At 72.8% G+C, this 19,209-nt stretch carries 16 protein-coding genes and 1 riboswitch; of the genes, 6 read left to right on the forward strand and 10 right to left on the reverse strand.

What is annotated here, in order from left to right; genetic code table 11:
* Position 1: 1 nt before the first annotated feature.
* From KB893_RS02650 to ahcY, 5 genes are all read right to left on the reverse strand, one after another.
* Positions 2 to 694: a DUF2894 domain-containing protein gene (locus KB893_RS02650; protein ID WP_211926808.1), complete on the reverse strand. Its 693-nt coding sequence runs from the start codon at positions 692 to 694 to the stop codon at positions 2 to 4.
* On the reverse strand, positions 684 to 1,334 hold the full coding sequence (locus KB893_RS02655) for an OmpA family protein (protein ID WP_211926807.1): 651 nt from the start codon (positions 1,332 to 1,334) through the stop codon (positions 684 to 686). The genes KB893_RS02650 and KB893_RS02655 overlap by 11 nt, the downstream gene beginning before the upstream one ends.
* Positions 1,331 to 3,691 carry a DUF802 domain-containing protein gene (locus tag KB893_RS02660; protein WP_213173405.1) on the reverse strand — a complete coding sequence of 787 codons (2,361 nt, stop codon included), beginning with the start codon at positions 3,689 to 3,691 and terminating at the stop codon, positions 1,331 to 1,333. The genes KB893_RS02655 and KB893_RS02660 overlap by 4 nt, the downstream gene beginning before the upstream one ends.
* Before the next feature lie 10 nt (positions 3,692 to 3,701).
* The gene (locus KB893_RS02665) at positions 3,702 to 4,370 is read right to left on the reverse strand and encodes a DUF3348 domain-containing protein (protein WP_211928135.1); all 669 of its coding nucleotides are present in this window, start codon (positions 4,368 to 4,370) and stop codon (positions 3,702 to 3,704) included.
* Between the two features lie 131 nt (positions 4,371 to 4,501).
* Positions 4,502 to 5,947 (reverse strand): adenosylhomocysteinase, encoded by a 1,446-nt coding sequence (gene ahcY / locus KB893_RS02670; protein WP_211928136.1) that lies wholly within the window; start codon positions 5,945 to 5,947, stop codon positions 4,502 to 4,504.
* Positions 5,948 to 5,976: 29 nt separating this feature from the next.
* A riboswitch (S-adenosyl-L-homocysteine riboswitch) is annotated at positions 5,977 to 6,061 on the reverse strand.
* A gap of 129 nt (positions 6,062 to 6,190) precedes the next feature.
* On the opposite strand from ahcY, the gene KB893_RS02675 reads away from it, so the two are divergent.
* Positions 6,191 to 7,948, forward strand: coding sequence for a LysM peptidoglycan-binding domain-containing protein (locus tag KB893_RS02675; RefSeq protein WP_213173406.1), 1,758 nt, complete (start codon positions 6,191 to 6,193; stop codon positions 7,946 to 7,948).
* Between the two features lie 130 nt (positions 7,949 to 8,078).
* Here the strand turns inward: KB893_RS02675 and metK are convergent, their stop codons facing one another.
* Complete coding sequence (gene metK / locus KB893_RS02680) at positions 8,079 to 9,290, reverse strand: methionine adenosyltransferase (protein WP_211927427.1); 1,212 nt, start codon at positions 9,288 to 9,290, stop codon at positions 8,079 to 8,081.
* A 247-nt stretch (positions 9,291 to 9,537) separates the two neighbouring features.
* Between metK and olsF the strand changes: the two genes are divergently transcribed.
* Genes olsF through KB893_RS02695 form a run of 3 tightly spaced genes read left to right on the forward strand, consistent with a single transcriptional unit; the run spans position 9,538 to position 13,149 of the window.
* Positions 9,538 to 11,250: a bifunctional ornithine lipid synthase OlsF gene (gene olsF, locus KB893_RS02685; protein ID WP_211927428.1), complete on the forward strand. Its 1,713-nt coding sequence runs from the start codon at positions 9,538 to 9,540 to the stop codon at positions 11,248 to 11,250.
* Entirely contained in the window at positions 11,247 to 12,059 is an 813-nt protein-coding gene (locus KB893_RS02690; RefSeq protein ID WP_213173407.1) for a UDP-2,3-diacylglucosamine diphosphatase, read from the forward strand. The genes olsF and KB893_RS02690 overlap by 4 nt, the downstream gene beginning before the upstream one ends.
* Before the next feature lie 34 nt (positions 12,060 to 12,093).
* Positions 12,094 to 13,149: a metal-dependent hydrolase gene (locus KB893_RS02695; RefSeq protein ID WP_211927430.1), complete on the forward strand. Its 1,056-nt coding sequence runs from the start codon at positions 12,094 to 12,096 to the stop codon at positions 13,147 to 13,149.
* Here KB893_RS02695 and KB893_RS02700 read toward each other — a convergent pair.
* The 4 genes from KB893_RS02700 to KB893_RS02715 all read right to left on the reverse strand — a co-directional run bounded on the left by KB893_RS02700 (position 13,125) and on the right by KB893_RS02715 (position 17,846).
* A complete protein-coding gene (locus KB893_RS02700; protein ID WP_211927431.1) occupies positions 13,125 to 14,216 on the reverse strand; it encodes a transporter substrate-binding domain-containing protein in 1,092 nt (363 codons plus the stop codon). The genes KB893_RS02695 and KB893_RS02700 overlap by 25 nt on opposite strands.
* Before the next feature lie 79 nt (positions 14,217 to 14,295).
* A complete protein-coding gene (dusB, locus tag KB893_RS02705; RefSeq protein WP_213173408.1) occupies positions 14,296 to 15,282 on the reverse strand; it encodes a tRNA dihydrouridine synthase DusB in 987 nt (328 codons plus the stop codon).
* 200 nt (positions 15,283 to 15,482) lie between these two features.
* Positions 15,483 to 16,514 carry a ribokinase gene (locus tag KB893_RS02710; protein ID WP_213173409.1) on the reverse strand — a complete coding sequence of 344 codons (1,032 nt, stop codon included), beginning with the start codon at positions 16,512 to 16,514 and terminating at the stop codon, positions 15,483 to 15,485.
* Positions 16,515 to 16,517: 3 nt separating this feature from the next.
* Complete coding sequence (locus tag KB893_RS02715; protein WP_211927697.1) at positions 16,518 to 17,846, reverse strand: NupC/NupG family nucleoside CNT transporter; 1,329 nt, start codon at positions 17,844 to 17,846, stop codon at positions 16,518 to 16,520.
* Between the two features lie 292 nt (positions 17,847 to 18,138).
* Between KB893_RS02715 and hemP the strand changes: the two genes are divergently transcribed.
* On the forward strand, positions 18,139 to 18,336 hold the full coding sequence (hemP, locus tag KB893_RS02720; RefSeq protein WP_211927698.1) for a hemin uptake protein HemP: 198 nt from the start codon (positions 18,139 to 18,141) through the stop codon (positions 18,334 to 18,336).
* Between the two features lie 376 nt (positions 18,337 to 18,712).
* Positions 18,713 to 19,144 (forward strand): DUF3617 domain-containing protein, encoded by a 432-nt coding sequence (locus KB893_RS02725; RefSeq protein ID WP_211927699.1) that lies wholly within the window; start codon positions 18,713 to 18,715, stop codon positions 19,142 to 19,144.
* Positions 19,145 to 19,209: the final 65 nt, after the last annotated feature.

Here is a 19,209-nt window from a genome sequence, read left to right on the forward strand (position 1 = left end):
GTCAGCGCGGACGTCGGGACGCGCTGCGGCGGGGGCGCGCGGCGCTGCCGTCCTGCTCCGTCGACCTCGGCGCGGCGAAGGCGCCCGAGTCGGCCATCGTCTGCAGGCCCGACAGCGCGTCGAGATAGGTCAGGACGTGCTGGAGGTAGTCCGGCGACGCCTCGCGCATCAGGGCGATGGCGCGGTGGACGAGGACGGTTGAGTGCATCGGTCCGGCGTCGGCGGGCAGCTCGCTCGCGGTGGCGCGGACCTGGCTCTCGGCGCGCACCCGGGTCCAGGTCGCCCGGAAGTCGTCGAGGGCGGGCAGGGCGGGGAAGGCGTGCGCGTCCGGGCCTGCGCCGGCGCCCGTTCCTGCCGGATCCGGCTCGTCGCGTCGGACGCATCCGGACGCGGGCATCGCCGCGGCGCGGCGACGAGCCAGGTGTGCGAGCAGGTCGGCGAGCGGGCGCGGGACGGTGCGTTCGCATGCCTGGGCGGAGCGGATGGCCGTGTTGTCGTCGGCGCCATCGCTGCCGTCCGCTTCGATCAGTGCCGCGATGCGCGCATCCAGCCGCCGCCGCGCGGCGCCCTGGTAGTGGCCGGCGCGCGCGGACAGCGCCTCGATGCGCCGGCTGCGCAGGCTCGCCGGCGCGTCGGCGCGGGCGGTGCGCCATGCGTCGAGCAGGGCCGCGATGTCGGGGGCGTCACTGGCCATCGGGCGTCGCCGCCGTGGTGCGGGGCCGGGGGACCGGCGCGATCTCCACGCGGCGATTGCGCGCGCGCCCGGCCTCGTCGTCGTTGGAGTCGACCGGCTGCTGCGAGCCGAAGGCGGCGGCGAACACCGAATCCGCCGGCACGCCGGCCTCGATCAGCGCGCGGGTGACGGTCAGGGCGCGCTCGGCGGAGAGTTCCCAGTTGTCGGCGTAGCGCACGTTGCCGTCGAGCACGGGACGGTCGTCGGTGAAGCCGCTGACCATCAGGATCTCCTCGCGCGCGGCGAGATAGGCGGCCAGCGGCGCGGCCAGGCTAGCGAGCACCTCGCGCCCCTCGGGCTGCAGCCGGTCGGAGTTGAGGGCGAACAGCACGTTGCCGCGGATGCCGATGCGCCCGTCGACCAGGGTCACCCGGCCCGCCGCCAGCGGCGCGGCGAGTGCGCGCTCCAGCGTGCGCAGCTGCTCGGCCTCGCGCTCGCGGCGGACGGTCTCCTCCTCCAGGCGCCCGGCGAGCTGCATCTGCATGGCGACCACGCCGAGCAGGATCAGCACGAACACGCCCAGCATCACCGACATCAGGTCGCCGAACGCGGCCCACACCGAGGCGCCGGCGTCGGTGTCGAACTCCAGCTCCTCGTTCACGCCTTCGCCGCCCGCTTCGGCCTGGCGGGCGCCTGCGCAGGCGCACCGGCGACCCGCTGCAGTTCCTCGATGATCTGCTTCTGCGAGAGCACGCTGAGGTCGACGACCTCGCGCGCCTGCGCGACGTAGTAGGCGAGCTGCTCGTCGCTGCGCGCCAGCGAGGCGTCGAGCGCGCCGGCGATGTGCTGCAGGCGTTCGCCGAGCGCGGCGCTGGAGGCGCCGAAGGCCTCGACCGCGGCGCCGAAGGCGTCGCCCAGGCTCGCCACCTCGACCGCGCTGCCGGTGACCTCGGCGGCAGCGCCGGCGAGGCGGCCGGTCTCGATGTCGAGCCGTTCGCTGAAGCGGCTGCCGACGCGCTCCAGCAGGTCGGCGGAGGTGCTCACCAGCGCGTCCACCGCCGTGCGCTGCTCGGTGGAGGCGTGGTTGACCGCGTCGAGCAGGGTCTCGAGCGTGGCCAGCAGGCGCGTGCGTTCCTCGAGCATGGCGGTGTCGCGGACCATGCTCTCCGACAGCGACTGGCGCAGTTCGGCGACGACCTCGGCCGCGGCGCGGGGCGCCTCCGAGGCGGTCTGCACCAGGCGCGAGACCTCGGCGATGGTGTCGCCGGCATGCGCCCTGGCCTGGCTCGCGATCTCGTCCGCGGTGCGGGCGAGGGCGGCGCAGATCGCCTGCTGGCGCTCGGCGACCTGTTCGCCGGTCTGCGCCCAGCGCGCGGCGAGTTCGGCAGCGGTGGACTCGAACGCCGCCGACCAGGCGCCGAGGCGTTCGCCATCGCGCGACTCGAGCGCGGCCTGCAGTCCGGCATGCGACTGCCCGAGGGTCGCGACGAGCGCGCCCGCCTGGCGCTCGAAGCTGGCCGCGGCGGCGGCCAGCGCCTCCTGCGTGCGGGCGGCGAGCGTCGCGTGCGCGTCGTCCTGCTTCGACAGCGCCCGGTTCCAGGCCTCGGCGCTGGCCTCGGCGCTGGCGGCGAAGCGCGCGGCGGCGGCGTCGAGCGCCTGCGCATTGCGTTCGGCCAGCGCCGCGTTGGCGGCCTCCTGCCCGGCCAGCGCCTCGCGCCAGGCCGTGCCTGCGGCCTCGGCACCGGCATCGAGCCGGGCCGCGACGGCGTCGAAGGCCGCCTGGTTGCGGGCGGCCAGGGTGTCGTTGGCGGCCTCCTGGCGGGCGAGCGCGTCGTTCCACCCCTGCGCCGTGCCCTCGACGGTGGCGGCGAGCCGTGCCGAGATCTGCTCGACCAGTTCGCCGGCGCGGCGCTCGTGGGCGACGGTGGCGCGTTCGAGCGCCTCCCGCAGCTCGGCGGCCAGCGCCGCGTTGGCGCGCTGCTGCCCGGCGTGGGCGGCGGTCCAGGTTTCCGCCGCGCGCGCGGTCGCGGTCTCGAAGCCGGCGCCGATGCCGTCGAGCTGGCGCTGCACGGCGTCGGACACGGCTTCGCGCATCGCCGCGCTCTCGCGGGCCATGCCGGCCAGGGTCGCCTCGATCACCGGCTGCAGGGCGGCGCCGACCGCGCGGCTGCTCGCGGCGATGCTGCCCTCCAGCGATTGCCCGACCGAGGCGGCAAGCTCGCCGTAGGCGCGCCCGGCCTCGGCGTGGAAAGCCTCCTGCCGGGCCTGCAGCTGCGCGTTCGCCGCGGCACCCTGCGTCTCGATGGCCGATGCCATCGCCTGCAGGCGGTCGACCAGCGCGGGCATCAGCTCGGTCTGGCGCTGCAGCAGGGCGAAGGCCTGTTCGCGCTGGTGGGTGTGCGAGTGCACGCGCAGGGTGGTGGCGATCGCGGCGTCCAGGCGTTGCACCGCCTGCAAGCGCTCGCGCCGGCACAGCGTCGACAGCAGGCCGAGCGCGGCCGACGCGGCGACGCCGGCGATCGAGGTGCCGAAGGCGAGGCCGAGTCCGCGCACCGGCGCCGCCAGGGAGCCGCGGATGGCGTCGAGATCGGTCGCGCTCTCCAGCGCCAGTCCGGTGCCGCGCAGCGTGGCCATCATGCCGAGCAGGGTGCCGAGCATGCCCAGCAGCACCAGCAGGCCGACGAGGTAGGGCGTCAGCGCCGGCGCCGGCAGCGCGGCGCGCTCGCCCTCGATGCGCAGGCGCACCGGGTGGCGCAGCCCGGCCGGCAGCCGCGCGAGCCAGGCCGGCAGGTCGGACGTGGTCTGCCGGGTATCCGCGAGCGCCTGCGCCAGCGTCGCGCTCGCCTTTCGGTAGCGCAGCAGTTCGGCGGCGCCGGCGAGGTAGCAGGCGCCGATCAGCAGGGCGACGGCGGCGCCGAGCGGATTGCCGCCGACGTAGCCCAGGCCGATCCAGCCGACCACGGCGAGACCGGCGAGGAACACGAGGAGGGCGAGCGGATCGAGGAGGCGTCTGGACATGGGATCTGGATCAGCGGGTGCGAAGCGCCGCGAGCAGCGCGTCGATCGGGAGGAAACGGACGTCGAGCTCGGCGCGCAGCACGCCGCGCATGTCGAGCCGGAAGATATCGAGCCAGGGACGCGCGCCGCCGCTGGCGGCAGGCCCGCGCAGCCGTTCGAAATGCAGGCCCAGCAGCGTAGGCACCTGCGCCAGCAGGTCCTGCTCGCGCGGGCTGAGCGTCTGCTCCATCACCGCGTCGATCGCGGCCAGGCGCGCGCCCGCCGGCGACGCCGCGGCGAGCCGGTCGCGCAGGCGCCCGCGCAGCTGGCCGGTGGCGGTCTGCATCCGGCGCTGCAGGGCGACGTGGCGCTGGCGGAACGGAGCGAAATCGCCCGCCCCGGCAGTGCCGGCGGACGCGGCCAGCTCGGGTGCGGCGTCGATGGCATCGCCGAGCGCGCGGCGCATGCGCGCGCACTCCGCCGCCTCGTCCTCGTCGAAGGCCGCCGCGTCCGCGGCGGGCGCGGGCAGGCGGCCGTCGAGCGCGCCCGCGAGCGCGACCGCGCGCGACCAGTCGATCCACTGGCTCAGCCGGTCCGCCAGCGCCGGCCCGGAGGCAGGCAGGCGGGCGTCGGTGAGCCGCGCGAGCAGGCGGATGAACACCGGGCCGGGGACGGATGTCCGTTCAGGAGCTTTCGCCATGCGTGGTGCGTCGGGACCGGTGGATCGGGAGGGACGGGGCGTCGCGGCGCGGCAGGGCGGCGTCGGGACGCAAACGACGCCGGGCGCCCTGCGGCGCCCGGCGTGGTGCTGCGCGATTGACCGGCGTGCGATCAGTAGCGGTAGTGCTCCGACTTGAACGGGCCCTCGACCGGCACGCCGATGTAGTCGGCCTGTTCCTTGCTGAGGCGGGTCAGCTTCACGCCGATCTTCTCCAGGTGCAGGCGCGCCACTTCCTCGTCGAGCTTCTTGGGCAGCATGTAGACGTGCTTCTCGTAGCTGTCCTTGTGCGCCCACAGGTCGATCTGGGCCAGCGTCTGGTTGGCGAAGGAGTTCGACATCACGAAGCTCGGGTGGCCGGTGGCGCAGCCCAGGTTCACCAGGCGGCCCTCGGCCAGCAGGAAGATCGCGTTGCCGTTGCCGAACACGAACTTGTCGACCTGCGGCTTGATGTTGATGCGCTCGGCGCCCGAGGCGTACAGCGCGTCGACCTGGATCTCGTTGTCGAAGTGGCCGATGTTGCAGACGATGGCCTGGTCCTTCATCGCCTGCATGTGCTCCAGGCGGATGATGTCCTTGTTGCCGGTGGTGGTGACATAGATGTCGGCGCGGCCGAGGGTGTCCTCGACGGTGGCGACCTCGAAGCCCTCCATCGCCGCCTGCAGCGCGCAGATCGGGTCGATCTCGGTGACGATCACGCGGGCGCCGTAGGCGCGCAGGCTGTGCGCCGAGCCCTTGCCGACGTCGCCGTAGCCGCAGACCACGGCGACCTTGCCGGCCAGCATCACGTCCATCGCGCGCTTGAGGCCGTCGGCCAGCGACTCGCGGCAGCCGTAGAGGTTGTCGAACTTCGACTTGGTGACCGAGTCGTTGACGTTGATCGCCGGCACCAGCAGCTTGCCCTGCTGGGCGAGCTGATAGAGACGGTGCACGCCGGTGGTGGTCTCCTCGGAGACGCCCTTCCAGTCGCGCACGACGGTGGTCCAGAAGCCCGGGCGCTCGTCGGCGACGCGCTTGAGCAGGTTCTTGATGACCTGCTCCTCGTGGCTGGCGGCCGGGCTGTCGACGAAGCCGCGGTCGCCCTGCTCGAGCTCGTAGCCCTTGTGGATCAGCAGGGTCACGTCGCCGCCGTCGTCGACCACCAGCTGCGGGCCGAGGAAGCCGCCCTTGCCGTCGGGGAAGGACAGCGCCTCCAGCGTGCAGTCCCAGTACTCCTCCAGCGTCTCGCCCTTCCAGGCGAACACCGGGGTGCCGCTCGCGGCGATGGCGGCGGCGGCGTGGTCCTGGGTCGAGAAGATGTTGCAGGAGGCCCAGCGCACGTCGGCGCCGATGTCCTTCAGGGTCTCGATCAGCACCGCGGTCTGGATCGTCATGTGCAGCGATCCGGTGACGCGCACGCCCTTCAGCGGCGCCTCGGCGGCGTGCTTGCGGCGGATCGACATCAGGCCGGGCATCTCGTGCTCGGCGATATCGATCTCCTTGCGGCCCCAGTCGGCCAGGCCGATGTCGGCGATCTTGTAGTCGCCCTCGGTCGAGAAGGTCTTGGGTACTGCGTTCATGGGTGAGCTCCGTGCATTGAGTCGTGGACTCGTCGCGGGCGCCGTTGGAAACGGATGATCCCGCCGAGCCTGAGCCGGCCGCGGTCGCGGTGGCATGCAGCGCCCCTCGGCGGAACGGGGCCGGCGATTATATCGCCCCGGCGCGGCCGCACCTGAGGCCGGCATGACCTCGGGTCGGCCCCAGGTGTCCGCTGTCCGCCGCGCTGCCTAGGCTCGCGTCCATTCCCCGCCCCCGAGCGCACCATGCTGCCGCCCGATCTCGCCCCCTCCCGCCCGACGCTTCCGCCGCCGCCACCGCCGCCGGAGCCGCGCGCGGAGATCCAGGCCTACACGGCGCGGGCGGGCGATTCGCTCGAGAGCATCGCCCGCAGCTTCAAGGTCAGCGAGGCCGACCTGCGCGAGGCGAATCCGCAGGTGTTCGGCAACGTGCCGCCGGCGCTCGCGCACCCCGACCCGCAGATCGACCCCGGCACGGCGCTCACCATCCCGGCCGCGCCGATGAGCGCCCTGGTCGACGAGCCGCTCGACACCGGCTTCAACCCGACCTATCCCTCGTCCAACAGCGAGTACACCGTCGGCGCCGATGGCCAGACCGGCGGTGGGGCGCTGACCTGGAATCCCGGCGACGGCAGCGTCAAGCTCGGCGGCAGCCGGATCGCCACCCCGCCGGGACAGGCCGAGACCGCCGCCGTGCAGTGGGAGGCGCGCGCGGACACCGCGGTCACCCTCGGCCAGACCAACAAGGACGGCAACACCGAGGTCACGGTCGAGGTGCAGTACACCCAGAGCGTGGGTGTCGAGGCCGGGACCCGCACCAGCCGCGGCGTGGTCGAGGGCGAGGCCAGCGCCGGCGCCGGCGGGCGCGCGCGCTACAAGGTCACCCTGCCCGGCGAGAACCAGAACCCCGAGCTCGCCGCGCGCATCAATCCGTTCGATCCGACCACCATCCCCGAGGGCGCGTCGGTGACCCTGGACGGGCAGAACTTCGTCCAGGGCGAGCTGGCGGGCTCGTTCCGCCACATCGGCACCGCGACCCGGGTCACCGAGGCCGCGGGCGCCAGCTATTCGGTGGAGCGGGTGGACGCCGACCACGTGCGGGTGACCATGGGCCCGAACGCGGCGGTGGAGGCGTTCAACGGCGTCGGCCTGCGCTCGGACATCGCCACCGCCATGCTCGGCCGCCAGGACAATCTCGGCGACCAGGCCGTGGCGACCGCGACCTTCGACCTCTCCAGCGCCGACGGCCAGGCCGCCTACGCGCACTTCGTCGCCACCGGCGAGGTCGCGCACGAAACCGCCGGCGTCGGCGACGTGGCCACCATCGAGAAGCTGGACTACGCCTCGCAGACCCGGCTGCAGCTCGAGCTGGGACCGCTGTCGGCGGATCTCGCCGGCGCGCAGAACACCGGCGCCTTCGTCAGGACCACCTATCCCGACGGCTCGTCCGCGGTGACGATGGACCTGCGGTATTCCGGCAACGTGCCGCTGAGCGTGACCCAGCGCTTCGATGCCGAGGGTGTCGAGCTGGTCGACGAGCGCGCGTACGAATTCGAACTCAGCACCGACCACGACGTCGATCTGAGCTGGTGGGACAACCTCCTGGGCCGCAGCGACGCCGAGGCCGAGGCCGCGCTCGAGCAGTCGCATGCCGAGCTGCTGAACTGGGCGATCAACGGTGGCGCCACCGGTCCCGCCCACGTGCGTCCGGGCGAGACGGTGACGCTGCAGTTCAGCGAGGACCAGCTCGCCGCGCTGCTCGACCAGACGCGTACGGCCGCCGCCGCGAACGAGTCCGGCATGGACGCCCTGGCGCTGCTGGCCGGCGGCGAGAACGGCATGCTGGCCAACGGCACGATGGATTTCGCCGTCGCGATGGCACGCAACCTCGGTGGCGACGACTATGGCTTCGCCCAGCGCCTGTTCGACATCTCGCAGGGCGCCGACGGCGACCTCGGCGACCGCGGTGCGGTGCCGCTGGACGTGACGATCGAGCGCGACTGACGCCGCGACGGGTGGATGGGTCGCGGCTGGAGCCGCTCCTGCGAAGCCGTCGTGCCGGGCGCGACACAATGCAGAACGGGCCGCTTGCGCGGCCCGTTCTGCGTTCCGGTCATGCCCGTCGCGGGGACGGTCAGCCGAGCTTCGCCGCCTCGCGCAGCTCCGCGGCCTTGTCGGTCTTCTCCCAGGAGAAGGCGGTGGCGGTGCGGGTGTTGCCGGCGCCGTCGACGTAGCTCACTTCCTTGGGCTTGCGGCCGAAATGGCCATAGGCCGCGGTCTGCTGGTAGACCGGGTGCACCAGGTCGAGCATCTGGATGATGCCGTAGGGGCGCAGGTCGAAATGGCGGCGGATCAGCTTCTCGATCTTGTGGTCCTCGATGCGCCCGGTGCCGAAGGTGGTCACCGAGATCGAGGTCGGCTCGGCCACGCCGATGGCGTAGGAGACCTGCACCTCGCAGCGGTCGGCCAGGCCGGCGGCGACCACGTTCTTGGCCACGTAGCGTGCGGCGTAGGCGGCCGAGCGGTCGACCTTGGACGGGTCCTTGCCCGAGAACGCGCCGCCGCCGTGGCGCGCCCAGCCACCGTAGGTGTCGACGATGATCTTGCGCCCGGTGAGGCCGCAGTCGCCGACCGGGCCGCCGATGATGAACTTGCCGGTCGGGTTGATGTGGAACTTGGTGCCCTTGTGCAGCCACTTCTCGGGCAGCACCGGCCTGATGATGTGCTCGCGCACCGCCTCGATCAGCTCCTTCTGCTTCACGCCCGGGTCGTGCTGGGTGGACAGCACGATGGCGTCGATGCCCGCGACCTTGCCGTCCTCGTAGCGCAGGGTGACCTGCGACTTCGCGTCCGGGCGCAGCCAGGGCAGCGGCGAGTTCTTCTTCTTGCGGATCTTCGCCTGCTGCTCGACCAGGCGGTGCGAGTAGTGGATCGCCGCCGGCATGAAGTCGGGCGTCTCATTGGTGGCGTAGCCGAACATCAGGCCCTGGTCGCCGGCGCCCTGTTCCTCGGGCTTCTTGCGGTCGACGCCCTGGTTGATGTCGGGCGACTGCTTGCCGATCAGGTTGAGCACGCCGCAGGTCTCGCCGTCGAAGCCGACCTGCGAGCTGTTGTAGCCGATGTCCAGGATCACCTTGCGGGTGAGCGCCTCCAGGTCGACCCAGGCGCTGGTCGAGATCTCGCCGGCGACGATCGCCACGCCCGTCTTCACCAGCGTCTCGCAGGCCACGCGCGCGCGCGCGTCCTGGGCGAGGATGGCGTCGAGCACCGCGTCGGAGATCTGGTCGGCGATCTTGTCGGGATGGCCTTCGGAGACGGATTCGGAGGTGAAGAGGTAGCTGCTCATCGGGTTTCGGCCTGCTCCAACGAAAGGGAAGGGCGGATGCGTTGTATCCCTCGATTCGGATGGAGGGATTTTGAAGGCCGCGCATCATACACGCGGGTTTTCGAGTATGCATGCCGGGCGTTAAGCCTTCATGCGGTTGCCGCGCAGGCGCGCTCCGCCCGCGCTGTCATCGCCCTTACCCACGGCTGCAACGCGCGCGTCGTTCCGATCCCGCAGGCTTCGGTCGGGTTCGCAAGGGGAGCGGGCGATGCTGGAGATCGAGGCGCGGCTGGAGGCGCGGTTTCCGCAGTGGTTCCGGGGCCGGCGCGCGCACGTGGCGCGGCCGCTGGTCCGCGGCCTGCAGCGCTGGTCGCGGCTGGACGAGATCGAGACCTTCCTCGCCGCCTGCACGGGGCTGCGCGACGACGCCTTCCTCGAGGCCGCGCTCGACTTCCTGCAGGTGCGCTACAGCGTCGACCACGTCGAGCGTCGCCGCATTCCTGTGTGCGGACGCCTGCTGATCGTCGCCAACCATCCCTCCGGCGCGGTCGATGCGCTCGCGCTGCTGCACCACGTGCGCAGCGTGCGCCGCGACGTGCGCATCGTCGCCAACGACCTGCTGACGATGTGCGCCAACCTCGAATCGCTGCTGCTGCCGGTGCGCATGCTCGGCGGCGTGCCGCAGGCCTCGAGCCTGAAGGCGATCGAGGCGGCGCTGGCCGAGGAGCAGTGCGTGATCGTGTTTCCCGCCGGCGAGGTCTCGCGGCTGGGCGTCGGCGGCATCGCCGACGGGCGCTGGCGCCGCGGCTTCCTGCGCTTCGCGCGCGCCTCCGGGGCGCCGGTGCTGCCGGTGCGGATCGAGGCGCGGAATTCCGCGCTGTTCTATGGCGTGTCGGCGGTGTTCCGCCCGGCCGGGACGGCGCTGCTGGCGCGCGAGATGATGCTGCGGCGCGCGCGGCCGGTGGTGCTGCGGATCGGCGAGGCGATGCACCTGCCCGAGGGCGTTCCGCCCGAGCGGGCGGTGCGCGAGGTGCGGCGTGCGCTGCACCGCATCGGCACGCGGCGCGAGACGCGCCCGGCACCCGGGCCGGCTCCGCTGGCCGCCGCGGTCGAGCCGGCGCTGCTGCGTCGCCACGTCGCGGCGCTGGCGCTGCTCGGGCGCACCTTCGACGGCAAGGAGATCCGTGCCGGCCGGCTGGCGATGGGCTCGCCGCTGCTGCGTGAGGTCGGGCGCCTGCGCGAGGCGACCTTCCGCGCGGTGGGCGAGGGCACCCTGCGCGCGCTCGACCTCGACGTCTACGACGCCTGGTACGAGCACATCGTGCTGTGGGACGCGGCGGCGCAGCGCGTGGCCGGCGCGTATCGCGTCGCCCACGGCGGCCGGGTGCTGGAGGCGCGCGGCCTCGCCGGCCTCTACACCGCGTCGCTGTTCGACTACGCGCCGGCGATGCAGGCGCGGATCCGCCAAGGGGTCGAACTCGGGCGCAGCTTCATGGTGCAGGACTACTGGGGCAGTCGCAGCATCGACTACCTGTGGCAGGGCATCGGCGCGTGGCTGGCGCGGCATCCGGACGTGCGCTGGCTGTTCGGCTCGGTGTCGATCAGCGCGGCGCTGCCGGTCGCCGCACGCGAGCAGATCGTCGCCTACTACGCGCGCTACCACGGCGACGGCGAAACCCACGCGCGGCCGCTCAATCCCTTCGCCTACCGCGAGGCGCCGCCGGAGTTCGGGCCGCTCGACGCCGACACCGCGCTCGGCGTGCTCCGCGCCAATCTCGCCGCACAGGGTGCGGCGCTGCCGATGCTCTACAGGCAGTACGTCGACCTGTGCGAGCCGGGCGGCGCCCGCTTCCTCGCCTTCGGGGTCGACGCCGCCTTCAGCGATGCGATCGACGGGCTGATCGAGCTCGACCTGACCCGCCTCAAGCCCCGCAAGCGCAGCCGCTACCTCGGCCAGCCCGCTCCAGGAATCGCCGCATGACCACGATCGCCGTCCTTCCGCCGCGCCGTCGCGCCGTCTTCGTCTCCGACATCCACCTGGGATCGCGGCACTGCCACGCCGCCGAGCTCGCCACCTTCCTCGGGCGCCTGCGCTGCGACCGGCTCTACCTGGTCGGTGACGTGGTCGACCTGTGGTGGATGGCCGAGCGCCGTGCGGCCTGGGGTGCGGCGCAGCAGCGCGTGGTCGAGGCGCTCGACGCGCTCGCCCGCGGCGGCACCGAAATCATCTACGTCCCCGGCAACCACGACCGCGCCGCGCGCCGCCTGTGCGGACTGCTGCTGCCGCGCGCGCAGGTGCGCCGGCGCGCGATCCATACCACCGCGGACGGTCGTCGGCTGCTGGTGGTGCACGGCGACGACTACGACCACCTGACCCAGTTCGGCGGCCTGCAGGAGCGCATCGGCGACTGGCTGTACGAGTGGATCCTGACCGGCAACGGCCTGGCCAATCGCCTGCGCCGCCGCTTCGGCCTGCGCTACTGGTCGCTGGCCGATTTCCTCAAGCGCCGCAGCGAGGCGGCCGAGCGCTACATCGGGCGCTTCGTCGACGCCGGGCTCGCCGACGTCGCGCGGCGTGGGCTCGACGGCATCGTCTGCGGCCACATCCACCGAGCCGGACTGGTCGAGACCGACGGCCTGGTCTACGCCAACGACGGCGACTGGGTGGAATCGCTGACCGCCCTGGTCGAGGAGCCCGACGGTCGCCTGCGCCTGGTCACCCACCTGGACGAGACGCTCGCCGAGGTCGCGCCGCGGCGCGCCGAGCGCGCCTACGCCGCCGCGGCCTGAGCCGGCGGGCACCATCCCCGCGTAGCATGGGCGGATGGATTCGCTGACCCAGATCGTCCTCGGCAGTACCGTCGCCGCCCTCGCGGTGCCCGCCCGTCATCGCCGTGCCGCGCTCGTCGCCGGCGCGGTGCTGGGCACCCTGCCCGACCTCGACGCGCTGCCGCTGATGCTCGTCGACGACCCGGTGCTGCGGATGACCTGGCATCGCGGGCCCTCGCATTCGCTTCTCGTGCTGCCCCTGGTCGGCTGGCTCGCCTGGGCGCTGCTGGCGCGGTTCTCCGAACGCGTGCGCGAGGCGCCGCGGCGCTGGCTGGCGGCGGTGATGCTCGCCCTGCTCACGCATCCGCTGCTGGACGCGTTCACCGTCTACGGCACGCAGCTGTTCTGGCCGATCCCGAGCCGGCCGGTGATGGGCTCGAGCGTGTTCATCATCGACCCGGCCTACACCCTGCCGCTGCTCGTCGGTGTCGCGATCGCCGCCTTCGCCGGCGCACGGCGGCTCGCGCACCGCGCGCTGCTGGCCGGCGCTGTGCTGAGCAGCGCCTACCTGGGCTGGTCGCTGGCGGCCAAGGCCATGGTCGACGCCGCGGCCTCGCGCGCGCTGGCCGCGCAGGGGCTGGGCGATGCGCCGCGTTTCTCGGTGCCGACGCCGTTCAACACCCTGCTGTGGCGGGTGGTGGCGATGACTCCGGACGGGTTCGTCGAGGGCGAACGCTCGCTGGTCGCCGACGCCGGCCCGATGCGCTTCCGCCGCCACGATTCGGATACCGCCGCGCTCGCCGCGGCCCGCGACGTGCCTGCGGTGCGGCGCCTGACCTGGTTCAACCACGGCTTCGAGAAGGCCGAGGTGGAGGAGGGGCGCCTGGTCCTGTCCGACCTGCGCATGGGCCAGGAGCCGGACTACACCTTCCGCTTCGCCGTCGCACGCCGCGACGGGGAGGCGTGGACGGCGATCCCGCCGGAACAGCTACGCGCCTCGATGCGCATGCGCGGCGGCTTCGACGCGCTATGGACGCGGATCTGGCACGAGCCGCAGGCGCAGGCGCCGGGAACCGAGCGCAGCGCTCAGTCGCTGTCGTCGCCGAGGTAGCGCGCGCGGCGGAGGTTCCAGTCCGGCGCGTTGATGCGCGCGAGCAGGGCCTCGTTGAGCGGTTCGCGCAGGGGACTGCCGGTGGGCAGGGCGAAGGCGTAGTCCTGGCGTTCGAGCGTCAGCGGCAGGACCTCCAGCGCGCTGCCGGTGCGCTGGGCGATGGTCCAGCGCAGCAGCGGCGCGTCGTAGACCACCGCGTCGGTGGCGTCGGTGCCGAGCCGCTCGAGCGCGGCGTCGAGATCGGGCGTCTCCTCGAACGCGAAGCCGCGCCGCTGCAGCCATTGCGCGCTGGTGGTCGCCGCCAGGCTGGTGACGCGCGCGGTGGCGAGGTCGTCGGCGCTGCGGATCCGCGTCGAGAGCTGGCCGACGGTGAGCGCGCTGGTGATCGCGGCGGTGAACGTCGACACGATGATCAGCGCCGCGAACATCCACAGCAGGCCGACGATGCGTCCGCCGAGCGTCGCCGGCGCCTTGTCGCCGTAACCGACCGTGGTCATGGTCACCGCCGCCCACCAGAAGCCCGAGCCGATGCCGCGCGCGGGCGTGCCGCCGAACTGCGCCGCGTTGCGGCGGCGCTCGAACAGCCAGGTGAGGGTGCCGATCGCCAGCAGCAGGGCGCCGAGCGCGAGCAGCACCTTGAGGAAGGCCAGCGAGAAGAACGCGCGCGCCACCGCGACCCAGCCGGCGCTCTGCTGGCTGCGCACGGCGACGCCGAGGCCGGAGCTGGTGATCGGATGGCTGAAGTCCATCCGCTCCTCGCGCGCCGAGGTGGCGGTGATCGCGCCGATGGCGACGTCCACCTCGCCGGCGCTCACCGCACCGAGCAGGGCCGGCAGGTCGTAGCTGCGGAACTCGTAGCGCCAGCCGTGCTCGGCGGCGATCTCCCGCCACAGGTCGATCGACAGGCCGGCGTAGCCGTCGCCGCGTTCGATCACGAACGGCGGTGCCGGCTTGATCCCCACCACCAGCGTGCGCGCGTCATCCGACGGCGCGTCGGCCTGTGCCAGCGCGGCGCCTGCTGGCATCAGCACGACGACGAGCAGGAGGAGGCAGCGGACGAAGAGCATTGCGGCGGGATCCGTTCGGCCGCTCCATGGCGGAGCGCGGCCGGCCACCTTAACGCGATGCACGCTCGGCGCCGGCGGCTCAGGCGGCCATCGGTTCGATCGCGGCGAGGCGCTCGAAGTAGTCGCGGGTCAGCGCGATCTGTTCGTCCGCGCTCTCGGCGCGGTTGACGACCGCGCGGAAGCCGGCGTTCTCCGGCCGGTCCTTGGCGTACCAGCCGAGGTGCTTACGCGCGATGCGCACGCCCATGCGCTCGCCGTAGAAGGCGTGCAGCGCCTCGAGGTGGCCGATCAGGATGGCGCCGACCGCTGCCGCCGACGGCGGCGGCAGGCGTTCACCGGTGGCGAGGTGGTGCGCGATTTCGCGGAAGATCCACGGCCGGCCCTGCGCGGCGCGGCCGACCATCACCGCGTCGGCGCCGGTGTGGCGCAGCACGTGGGCCGCCTTCTCCGGCGAATCGACGTCGCCGTTGGCGATGACCGGGATCGACAGCGCAGCCTTGATCGCGGCGATCGTGTCGTACTCGGCCGAGCCGGTGTAGTGCTGGTCGCGGGTGCGCCCGTGCACCGTGAGCGCGGCGATGCCGGCATCCTCGGCGATGCGCGCGATCGCGGGCGCGTTGCGGTGCGCCGCGTCCCAGCCGGTGCGGATCTTGAGCGTCACCGGCACGTCCACCGCCGCGACCACGGCGGTGACGATGCGCCGCACCAGGTCCTCGTCGCGCATCAGCGCCGAGCCGGCCCAGGCGTTGCACACCTTCTTCGCCGGGCAGCCCATGTTGATGTCGACGATCTGCGCGCCGTGCGCGACGTTGTGCCGCGCCGCGGCCGCCAGCTGCTCCGGCTCGGTGCCGGCGATCTGCACGCTCACCGGCGCCGGCTCGCCCTCGTGGTCCATGCGGTGCCGCGATTTGGCCGTGTCCCAGAAGCGCGGATCGGCCGTCGTCATCTCCGACACCGCCAGCCCCGCACCCATCCGCTTGCACAGCAGCCGGAACGGCTTGTCGGTGACGCCGGCCATGGGCGCGAGGATCACGCGCGGGGCGATGGGGTGGGGGCCGAGGTGCATGGGGGTGGGGCGGGAATGGGGTTGGGTGGAGCGGGAAGGGGGAGTCGGGAATCGGGAATCGGGAATCGGGAACAGGGAACAGGGACCTGGGACCTGGGACCTGGGACCTGGGACCTGGGACCTGGGAACTGGGAACTGGGAACTGGGAACTGGGAACTGGGAACTGGGAACTGGGAGTTTCCGGAGGCTTGGCGCGTGCGTCAAAGCGGTCGGTCGAGGACCGTCTTCCCCGATGCACCGGGCTTCAGTTTCCCGTTCCCCGTTCCCGCTTCCTGCCCTTCAGCCTGTAGCCGCTCCACCTCGTCCCGCAACGGCATCGCCAGGGCCGCGCCGGGGCGCTGGACCTGCAGGGCGGCGACGGCGGTGGCGAAGCGGACGGCGTCGGCGAATGCGCGGCCTTCGGCAAGGGCGACGGCGAGGCCGCCGTTGAAGGCGTCGCCGGCACCGGTGGTGTCGGTGGCGTCGACCGCGCGTGCGGGGACGCGGTGGCAGGGCCCGCCGTCCTGCCCGGCGTCCGCGTGCGAGACGAAGGCGCCGCGTGCGCCGAGGGTCAGCACCAGGCTCGGCGGCGGCAGGCGCCGGCACAGCGCGTGGAGTTCGGCATCGGCGAGCGCATGCAGCGCGTCGGGATCGATGTCGAGCCCGCAGTGCGCCCGCAGCAGGGCGGCGAACTCGCTCTCGTTCGGGGTGAGCACGTCGACGAGCGCGAGCGGGGCGGCGGCATCCGCCGGCACGTCCGGCGCGGGGTTGTGGATGCGCAGGGCGCCGGCCTCGCCTGCGAGCTCCAGCGTGCGCCGGGTGGCGTCGGGGTGGATCTCGTGCTGGGTCAGCACCACGCGCGCGGCGGCGATCGCCTCGCGCTGCGCTTCGACGTGCGCAGCCGAGAGCGCCAGGTTGGCGCCCGGATCGACCACGATCATGTTCTGCCCGGCGGCGTCGATCCAGATCGCGGCGCTGCCGCTGGCGAGCGTGGGATGGCCTTCCCAGCGCGCGTCGACGCCCTCGGCCTGCATCAGTGCGATCGCCTGCTGCGCGATCGCATCCTCGCCGAGCGCACCGATGAAGGTGGTCGTGACGCCGAGGCGGGCGCAGGCGATGGCCTGGTTCGAGCCCTTGCCGCCGGGGCCGCTGGCGAAGCTGCCGAGCTGCGTCTGTCCCGGGGCGTTGAAGCGCGGCACGCGCCAGACGAAGTCCTGGTTGAACGACCCGGCGACGACCACCCGCCCACGCATGGTTCAGCCCGCCAGCTGCGACAGCACGCCGGCGATGGTGGCCGTCATCAGCGTCGCGATCGAACCGCCGAGCACGGCGCGCAGGCCCAGGCGGGCGAGCTCGCCACGGCGCTCCGGCGCGATGCCGCCGATGCCGCCGATCTGGATCGCGATCGAGGAGAAGTTGGCGAAGCCGCACAGCGCGTAGGTCGAGATCAGCGTGGCCTGCGGCGACAGCGTCGCCTGGATGCGCTGCAGGTCGGCGTAGGCGACGAATTCGTTCAGCACCACCTTGGTGCCGATCAGGCCGCCGACCGCGACCGAGTCGTCCAGCGGCACGCCGATCACCCATGCGATCGGCGCGAGCACGTAGCCCAGGATCACCGACAGGCTGAGCTCGCGGCCGATCAGGGTGTCGAGCTGGGTGACCTGGCCGAGCCAGCCGATCGGCGCGTCGACCAGGGCGATCAGGGCGACGAAGGCCAGTAGCATGGCGCCGACGTTGAGCGCCAGCCTGAGGCCGTCGGCCGCGCCGCCGGCGGCGGCGTCGATGACGTTGGTGGCGGTGCGCTCGATCGGCACGCGCACGTGGCCCTCGGTGAGCGGGCGCTCGGTCTCCGGCATCAGGATCTTGGCCACCACCAGCGTCGCCGGCGCGGCCATGATGCTGGCGGTGATGAGGTGGCGGGCGAAGAAGGCCTGCCGCTCCGGATCGCCGCCGCCGAGCATGGCCACGTAGGCGCCGAGCACGCCGCCGGCGATGGTCGCCATGCCGCCGACCATCAGCGTCAGCAGCTCGGAGCGGGTCATCGTCGCCACGAACGGGCGGATCACCAGCGGCGACTCGGTCTGGCCGATGAAGCAGTTGGCGCAGGTCGCCAGGGTCTCGGCGCCGGACACCCGCATCACCTTGCGGATCACCCAGGCCATGGCCTCGACGATCTTCTGCATCACGCCCACGTGGTAGAGCACGCTCATCAGCGAGGCGAAGAAGATGATCGTCGGCAGCACCTGGAAGGCGAAGATGAAGCCGTAGGCCTGCCAGGCGCCGGGCGCGGTCTCGCCCTGGCCGCTGGCGATCGCGGTGCCGACCAGCTCCGGCTGGGCGAACGGCCCGAAGATGAAGTTCGCGCCCTGCTGGGTAAAGCCGAGCAGGGCGATGAAGCCCTGCGAGAGCGCACCGAAGGCCTTCGCGCCGAACGGCGTCAGCAGCACCAGGCAGGCGAAGACGAGCTGCAGCACCACGCCGATGCCGACCAGCTTCCAGTCGACCGCGCGGCGGTTGGCGGAGAACGCCCAGGCGATGCCGAGCAGCACCGCGAGGCCGAACAGGCCGAAGAGGATCTGGAACATGCGCGCGTGGAACTCCCGAGTCGGAGACAGCACCGGGCAGCTCGGCGCCGGCAGCGAAAGACGTGCGCCGGTGAGCGCGACGCGGCAGGTTAAGACAGCCCCGGCGGCCGGGCAAGGCGTGGCGACGCGGTCTTCACGACGCCCGTGGTGCCCACCGCCCGGGCGGCACGCGGCACGGGTTCCACGTCCGCGTTCGTGCCGTTCGTCGCGTCGGCACGGGGCGGCGTTGACAGGCAAATGCGAATCGTTAGCATTCAATGTCCCTATCGCCGATGCAGCCGAGGATCCGTCCATGCCCCTCCACACCCTGCCGCCGCTCCCGCATCGTGATCTCTCCTCCCGTGCCGCACCGGTCGACCTCGACGCCATCGACCGCGAGCTGGACAGCGGGCTGCTGCTCAAGGGCAGCCGCGAAGTGCTGATCCGGCACGCCGGCCAGGTCTACCGCCTGCGCCACACGCGCAACGACAAGCTGATCCTGACCAAGTAGCCGGCAGCGCCGGGACGGACGGGGCACGGGAGCGCGCTCCGCGTCGTCCGCCCGCCGCATTCGCGACGCGCGCTTCTTCGACGCGCGTCGTCCGGACCCTGTCGGCGCATGCGCGATGCCCTGCCGGTGCCGCGCTCGAGCCGGTCCGGCATGGGCGCCCACCGCGCAGCATGAGGACTGGAGTCGACGCCCGCTGGCCCGCGCCACCTTCGCGCGGCGCCGCCGGTCTGGTCGGCTGCGGAGGATCCCGCGCCAGGCAGCCGGCGCCGCGCCTGTCCGCCCGTCGGCGCCGATGGTGTCGCCCCGCCCCCGCTGCTACGTTGCGCCTCCAGGCGGATCTGCCGGAGCGGTCATGCGCGTACCTGTCCTTTCCGTGATGCTCGTGCTGCTCTCCGGCGGTGGCTCCGAGGCGGCGGGGCAGCCGTCCGCCGGTGCAGCGCCCGATGCGATCCAGCCGGGTCGCTGGAAGGTCGAGAGCACGCTCGAGGATGGGCAGCGGCAGACCGCTTACATGTGCGTCCTCCCGGAACAGGCGGCCTCCGGCAGTTTCCTGCGTGGCGAGATCGCCGAGGGCTGCACGATCGAGCGGGACGAGGTCGCCGGAGGTCGCATCGACCTGGCACTGCGCTGCGCCAGCGAAGGGGGCGGGGCGATGACCAGTCGCATGACCGGCAGCTACACCGCGACCAGCTACCGGACCGAGAACGCCGTGGACCTGGGCGCCGGTGCCCCGATGAAAGCGAACGTGGCGGGCACCTATGCATCGGCGACCTGCCAGGACGACGACTTCCGGCTCACCGCCGACTGATCGCCCGTCCGGGCCGCCGCTGCGCCGCTGCTGCAGTCTGCGCACCGGACGACACCGCCGGGCGG

This window comes from Coralloluteibacterium stylophorae (assembly GCF_018122625.2).
GTDB lineage: Bacteria > Pseudomonadota > Gammaproteobacteria > Xanthomonadales > Xanthomonadaceae > Coralloluteibacterium > Coralloluteibacterium stylophorae.